We start from the raw sequence: 1,667 nt of genomic DNA on the forward strand, positions 1-1,667 counted from the left end.
AGATCCGCATCATGCCCGATCTCAATGTAATCAAGATCGGGCATGATGCGGATCTGTGGAATATCATCGATCCGCTTCATGAGGCCTTTTCGCACCATGGTCTCACCGCGGAGACCTGAATTGATTTCAAAGCGTTGTGCCGTGATAGTATCACCAATACGATAATGTTTATAGGAACAGAGATATAACAAGGGGCATACCAGTTGGTATATCAACTGATATGGAGTGAAACCGATGAAGATCTATGTCCGCGAAAGAAAGAAGGTCGGCAGCGGGGTCCAGCAGCCGAAGTTCCGCATCGTTGCTGTAACCGGCGAGAACAACTCAAAGAGACTCTGGGTTGAGGCAAAACACTTCAGAAAAAATGAAATAGAACTCATCGCCACCGACCTAGGTGCCGAGATAGTCTGGCTTGAAGCGATGCCAGAGGAAGAGCGGCATAAAAAGAAAGACGAGTAACACAGATATCTGGGGTATGCCCGCACTGACATCAGGCGAGATACTCTCGGCCATTGCACGGATTCTCATCTGCGAGGATCGTGCCATCACTTTTCTCTGCACAGAGGACGAGATCAGAATCAGGTTCCCGAAGACCAGACGCCTCGCCGAATATCTCTCCGTCCCGCACTATTATGTCATTCCCTTCATCGCCGCCATGGAGGAGGACGGACTGGTCACCCGCACCGAGCGGGTCGGCGTCTCGACCACCGCCCGGGGGACCTCAGTCCTCTTTTCAAGGATCCTCACGGATTATCCCCGGGAGACCGAGCAGATCCTGGGGCCTGACCTTCTCAGGGCGATCAGGGCAAGGGCCCTCGACTGATATCACCATCCTTCGATAGTTCTGCAGGCGTGCACCCACCATGCATGCGATCTTCGGTCTGCAGATCCATCCACCCGGAACGGACATTTTCCCAGTGGTCGAACTGGTAGATATATGGCTTGATATCGAGGAGGGGAGTGCCGTCCAGGATGTCCACACCGGAGATCTCAAGGACGTTCCCGCGCACAGACTTCAGTCCCACGATGGACAGGCCGATCGGGTTCGGGCGGTTGAAGTGGCGGATCGCAAAGATCCCCCTCTCCCGTGAACCATCAAGAAAAGGCTTTCGCCTGAGCTCGACCTTGTTGGCACGATTAAAATGGTAGAGGAGGATGAGGTGGGAGAAAGCATCAAGATCGAGCAGACCGTCTGCATACTCAGGAAATATCTCCACACAACCATCTGACCCGGAAAAAACAGTCTGGATCGGGGTATCTTTTGGCTCGGTGAAACCTGACCTGATGACACCGATGGGCCTGTACAGGATCGTCAGGTCATGGAGGTCTGTGTCATTGACATTGGTGTCGGTCATATCATCATCCCGACAGCCGCTGTTCCCTGCCGCACATGAGAGGATGATTATTGAATAACCAATAAAAGGGTTCAGATGTCAGCAATGATCAGGAGAGGAATGTGGTGACCGGACAAGTGGAAGGAGCACAAAAAGAGCCAGACCTACGGTTCACCCTCAGCGAGGCCGCAGGGTCTGTCGGCGACTTCGGGACCATCCTCCCGATCGTGCTCGGTGTCGCCCTCGTCTGCAACGTGAACCTCGCCTACATCTTCCTCTTCTTCGCTCTCTGGTACGCCATCTCAGGGGTCTATTACCGTCTCCCCATCCCGG

At 53.7% G+C, this 1,667-nt stretch carries 4 protein-coding genes; 3 read left to right on the top strand and 1 reads right to left on the bottom strand.

What is annotated here, in order from left to right; genetic code table 11:
- The first annotated feature begins 234 nt into the window (after positions 1–234).
- The gene (locus tag Q0520_RS09720) at positions 235–459 is read left to right on the top strand and encodes a hypothetical protein (protein WP_298669460.1); all 225 of its coding nucleotides are present in this window, start codon (positions 235–237) and stop codon (positions 457–459) included.
- Between the two features lie 16 nt (positions 460–475).
- Positions 476–823 (top strand): hypothetical protein, encoded by a 348-nt coding sequence (locus Q0520_RS09725; protein WP_298669463.1) that lies wholly within the window; start codon positions 476–478, stop codon positions 821–823.
- On the opposite strand, the gene tsaA is transcribed toward Q0520_RS09725, so the two are convergent.
- On the bottom strand, positions 801–1,355 hold the full coding sequence (gene tsaA / locus Q0520_RS09730) for a tRNA (N6-threonylcarbamoyladenosine(37)-N6)-methyltransferase TrmO (RefSeq protein WP_298669466.1): 555 nt from the start codon (positions 1,353–1,355) through the stop codon (positions 801–803). The two genes, Q0520_RS09725 and tsaA, sit on opposite strands and share 23 nt — an antisense overlap.
- A gap of 104 nt (positions 1,356–1,459) precedes the next feature.
- Here tsaA and Q0520_RS09735 point away from each other — a divergent pair.
- The coding region (locus Q0520_RS09735) for a putative sulfate/molybdate transporter (RefSeq protein WP_298669468.1) at positions 1,460–1,667 on the top strand (208 nt) is incomplete at its 3' end.

The sequence above is a fragment of the uncultured Methanofollis sp. genome (assembly GCF_937919355.1).
Classification (GTDB): Archaea; Halobacteriota; Methanomicrobia; order Methanomicrobiales; family Methanofollaceae; genus Methanofollis.

Bases quoted from the DNA above. Each gene is read 5' to 3' on its own strand.
- Q0520_RS09720 (WP_298669460.1), top strand. From the start codon at position 235: ATGAAGATCTATGTCCGCGAAAGAAAGAAGGTCGGCAGCGGGGTCCAG.
- tsaA (WP_298669466.1), bottom strand. From the start codon at position 1,355: ATGACCGACACCAATGTCAATGACACAGACCTCCATGACCTGACGATC.
- Q0520_RS09725 (WP_298669463.1), top strand. From the start codon at position 476: ATGCCCGCACTGACATCAGGCGAGATACTCTCGGCCATTGCACGGATT.